At 50.2% G+C, this 5,068-nt stretch carries 1 tRNA gene and 3 rRNA genes; all 4 read left to right on the top strand.

Features of this window, described 5'->3' with window-relative positions:
- Positions 1-160 precede the first annotated feature (160 nt).
- The 4 genes from SCRDD08_RS10595 (at position 161) to rrf (ending at position 5,068) form a co-directional block, all read left to right on the top strand.
- A 16S ribosomal RNA gene (locus tag SCRDD08_RS10595) occupies positions 161-1,707 on the top strand.
- 52 nt (positions 1,708-1,759) lie between these two features.
- Positions 1,760-1,832, top strand: a tRNA-Ala gene (locus SCRDD08_RS10590).
- A gap of 122 nt (positions 1,833-1,954) precedes the next feature.
- Positions 1,955-4,852: ribosomal RNA gene (locus tag SCRDD08_RS10585) — 23S ribosomal RNA — on the top strand.
- Positions 4,853-4,952: 100 nt separating this feature from the next.
- Positions 4,953-5,068, top strand: a 5S ribosomal RNA gene (gene rrf, locus SCRDD08_RS10580).
- Together the 16S, 23S and 5S rRNA genes with 1 tRNA gene alongside form the textbook arrangement of a ribosomal RNA operon.

Raw genomic sequence — 5,068 nt, 5'->3', positions numbered from 1 at the left:
GGTGATATACTGATATAGTTGTCGCTTGAGAGAGCGATAAAGACCTTTGAAAACTGAACAAGACGAACCAATGTGCAGGGCGCTACAACATCTGTTGTAGTACTGAACAAAGAAAAAACAATAAATCTGTCAGTGACAGAAATGAGTGAGAACTCAAACTTTTAATGAGAGTTTGATCCTGGCTCAGGACGAACGCTGGCGGCGTGCCTAATACATGCAAGTAGAACGCTGAAGGGAGAGCTTGCTCTTCTGGATGAGTTGCGAACGGGTGAGTAACGCGTAGGTAACCTGCCTGGTAGCGGGGGATAACTATTGGAAACGATAGCTAATACCGCATAACATTGACTATTGCATGATAGTCAATTAAAAGGTGCAATTGCACCACTACCAGATGGACCTGCGTTGTATTAGCTAGTTGGTGGGGTAACGGCTCACCAAGGCGACGATACATAGCCGACCTGAGAGGGTGATCGGCCACACTGGGACTGAGACACGGCCCAGACTCCTACGGGAGGCAGCAGTAGGGAATCTTCGGCAATGGACGGAAGTCTGACCGAGCAACGCCGCGTGAGTGAAGAAGGTTTTCGGATCGTAAAGCTCTGTTGTAAGAGAAGAACGAGTGTGAGAGTGGAAAGTTCACACTGTGACGGTATCTTACCAGAAAGGGACGGCTAACTACGTGCCAGCAGCCGCGGTAATACGTAGGTCCCGAGCGTTGTCCGGATTTATTGGGCGTAAAGCGAGCGCAGGCGGTTAGATAAGTCTGAAGTTAAAGGCTGTGGCTTAACCATAGTACGCTTTGGAAACTGTTTAACTTGAGTGCAGAAGGGGAGAGTGGAATTCCATGTGTAGCGGTGAAATGCGTAGATATATGGAGGAACACCGGTGGCGAAAGCGGCTCTCTGGTCTGTAACTGACGCTGAGGCTCGAAAGCGTGGGGAGCAAACAGGATTAGATACCCTGGTAGTCCACGCCGTAAACGATGAGTGCTAGGTGTTGGGTCCTTTCCGGGACTCAGTGCCGCAGCTAACGCATTAAGCACTCCGCCTGGGGAGTACGACCGCAAGGTTGAAACTCAAAGGAATTGACGGGGGCCCGCACAAGCGGTGGAGCATGTGGTTTAATTCGAAGCAACGCGAAGAACCTTACCAGGTCTTGACATCCCGGTGCCCGTCCTAGAGATAGGATTTTGCTTCGGCACACCGGTGACAGGTGGTGCATGGTTGTCGTCAGCTCGTGTCGTGAGATGTTGGGTTAAGTCCCGCAACGAGCGCAACCCTTATTGTTAGTTGCCATCATTTAGTTGGGCACTCTAGCGAGACTGCCGGTAATAAACCGGAGGAAGGTGGGGATGACGTCAAATCATCATGCCCCTTATGACCTGGGCTACACACGTGCTACAATGGCTGGTACAACGAGTCGCAAGTCGGTGACGGCAAGCTAATCTCTTAAAGCCAGTCTCAGTTCGGATTGTAGGCTGCAACTCGCCTACATGAAGTCGGAATCGCTAGTAATCGCGGATCAGCACGCCGCGGTGAATACGTTCCCGGGCCTTGTACACACCGCCCGTCACACCACGAGAGTTTGTAACACCCGAAGTCGGTGAGGTAACCTTTTAGGAGCCAGCCGCCTAAGGTGGGATAGATGATTGGGGTGAAGTCGTAACAAGGTAGCCGTATCGGAAGGTGCGGCTGGATCACCTCCTTTCTAAGGAAAAAGGAAGCCATTGGTCGTCATGTTTAGTTTTGAGAGGTCTTGTGGGGCCTTAGCTCAGCTGGGAGAGCGCCTGCTTTGCACGCAGGAGGTCAGCGGTTCGATCCCGCTAGGCTCCATTAGGAGAAATCCTAAGATTGTCCATTGAAAATTGAATAACTATATCAAATAGTAACAAGAAAATAAACCGAAAACGCTGTGAATTAATGAGTTTTCTAATTTGAAAGAATTAGGTTAATAAGGTTAAGTTAATAAGGGCGCACGGTGGATGCCTTGGCACTAGGAGCCGAAGAAGGACGTGACAAACGACGAAATGCCTCGGGGAGCTGTAAGTAAGCGATGATCCGGGGGTATCCGAATGGGGGAACCCACTAGCTAATGGCTAGTACCCATATCTGTTAAGGATATGAGGAGGAAGACGCAGTGAACTGAAACATCTAAGTAGCTGCAGGAAGAGAAAGCAAAAGCGATTGCCTTAGTAGCGGCGAGCGAAACGGCAGGAGGGCAAACCGAAGAGTTTACTCTTCGGGGTTGTAGGACTGCAATGTGGACTCAGATTTTATAGAAGAATGACATGGGAAGGTCAGCCAAAGAGAGTAAGAGCCTCGTATTTTAAATAGAATCTGTACCTAGCAGAATCCTGAGTACGGCGGGACACGCGAAATCCCGTCGGAATCTGGGAGGACCATCTCCCAACCCTAAATACTCCCTAGTGACCGATAGTGAACCAGTACCGTGAGGGAAAGGTGAAAAGTACCCCGGAAGGGGAGTGAAATAGAACCTGAAACCGTGTGCCTACAACAAGTTCGAGCCCGTTAATGGGTGAGAGCGTGCCTTTTGTAGAATGAACCGGCGAGTTACGTTATGATGCGAGGTTAAGTTGAAGAGACGGAGCCGTAGGGAAACCGAGTCTGAATAGGGCGTCTTAGTATCATGATGTAGACCCGAAACCATGTGACCTACCCATGAGCAGGTTGAAGGTGCGGTAAAACGCACTGGAGGACCGAACCAGGGCACGTTGAAAAGTGCTTGGATGACTTGTGGGTAGCGGAGAAATTCCAAACGAACTTGGAGATAGCTGGTTCTCTCCGAAATAGCTTTAGGGCTAGCGTCGACATAAAGATTCTTGGAGGTAGAGCACTGTTTGGGTGAGGGGTCCATCCCGGATTACCAATCTCAGATAAACTCCGAATGCCAATGAATTATGGTCGGCAGTCAGACTGCGAGTGCTAAGATCCGTAGTCGAAAGGGAAACAGCCCAGACCACCAGCTAAGGTCCCAAAATAATTGTTAAGTGGAAAAGGATGTGGGGTTGCACAGACAACTAGGATGTTAGCTTAGAAGCAGCTATTCATTCAAAGAGTGCGTAATAGCTCACTAGTCGAGTGACCCTGCGCCGAAAATGTACCGGGGCTAAAACAATTTACCGAAGCTGTGGATACCTTTATAGGTATGGTAGGAGAGCGTTCTATGTGTGGAGAAGGTGTACCGTGAGGAGCGCTGGAACGCATAGAAGTGAGAATGCCGGTATGAGTAGCGAAAGATGGGTGAGAATCCCATCCACCGTAAGACTAAGGTTTCCAGGGGAAGGCTCGTCCGCCCTGGGTTAGTCGGGACCTAAGGAGAGACCGAAAGGTGTATCCGATGGACAACAGGTTGATATTCCTGTACTAGAGTATGAAGTGATGGAGGGACGCAGTAGGCTAACTCGTGCGTACGAATGGATGTACGTCTAAGCAGTGAGGCGTGGTATGAGTCAAATGCTTATACCTATAACGTTGAGCTGTGATGGGGAGCGAAGTTTAGTAGCGAGTGAGTGATGTCACACTGCCAAGAAAAGCTTCTAGCGTTGTATCATACTCTACCCGTACCGCAAACCGACACAGGTAGTCGAGGCGAGTAGCCTCAGGTGAGCGAGAGAACTCTCGTTAAGGAACTCGGCAAAATGACCCCGTAACTTCGGGAGAAGGGGTGCTGACATAGGTCAGCCGCAGTGAATAGGCCCAAGCAACTGTTTATCAAAAACACAGCTCTCTGCTAAATCGTAAGATGATGTATAGGGGGTGACGCCTGCCCGGTGCTGGAAGGTTAAGAGGAGTGCTTAGCGGTAACGCGAAGGTATGAATTGAAGCCCCAGTAAACGGCGGCCGTAACTATAACGGTCCTAAGGTAGCGAAATTCCTTGTCGGGTAAGTTCCGACCCGCACGAAAGGCGTAATGATTTGGGCACTGTCTCAACGAGAGACTCGGTGAAATTTTAGTACCTGTGAAGATGCAGGTTACCCGCGACAGGACGGAAAGACCCCATGGAGCTTTACTGCAGTTTGATATTGAGTGTCTGTGCCACATGTACAGGATAGGTAGGAGCCTATGAGATCGGGACGCCAGTTTCGATGGAGGCGTTGTTGGGATACTACCCTTGTGTTATGGCCACTCTAACCCGGATAGGTGATCCCTATCGGAGACAGTGTCTGACGGGCAGTTTGACTGGGGCGGTCGCCTCCTAAAAGGTAACGGAGGCGCCCAAAGGTTCCCTCAGACTGGTTGGAAATCAGTCGCAGAGTGTAAAGGTATAAGGGAGCTTGACTGCGAGAGCTACAACTCGAGCAGGGACGAAAGTCGGGCTTAGTGATCCGGTGGTTCCGCATGGAAGGGCCATCGCTCAACGGATAAAAGCTACCCTGGGGATAACAGGCTTATCTCCCCCAAGAGTTCACATCGACGGGGAGGTTTGGCACCTCGATGTCGGCTCGTCGCATCCTGGGGCTGTAGTCGGTCCCAAGGGTTGGGCTGTTCGCCCATTAAAGCGGCACGCGAGCTGGGTTCAGAACGTCGTGAGACAGTTCGGTCCCTATCCGTCGCGGGCGTAGGAAATTTGAGAGGATCTGCTCCTAGTACGAGAGGACCAGAGTGGACTTACCGCTGGTGTACCAGTTGTCTCGCCAGAGGCATCGCTGGGTAGCTATGTAGGGAAGGGATAAACGCTGAAAGCATCTAAGTGTGAAACCCACCTCAAGATGAGATTTCCCATAACGCAAGTTAGTAAGAGCCCTGAGAGAAGATCAGGTAGATAGGTTAGGAGTGGAAGTGTGGCGACACATGTAGCGGACTAATACTAATAGCTCGAGGACTTATCCAATTTTCATTGAGCGCAGCTTTTGGCAAGTATTGTGAGCTTTGAGTAGTTATTCAATTTTGAGTTGACAAGGCAACAAGATATTGCAAGTTAATTCAGTAAGTTAAGTGACGATAGCCTAGGAGATACACCTGTACCCATGCCGAACACAGAAGTTAAGCCCTAGAACGCCGGAAGTAGTTGGGGGTTGCCCCCTGTGAGATATGGTAGTCGCTTAGC

The organism is Streptococcus cristatus (assembly GCF_001578775.1).
Lineage (GTDB): Bacteria > Bacillota > Bacilli > Lactobacillales > Streptococcaceae > Streptococcus > Streptococcus cristatus_A.
This window is presented reverse-complemented; position numbering and strand designations above follow the sequence as displayed.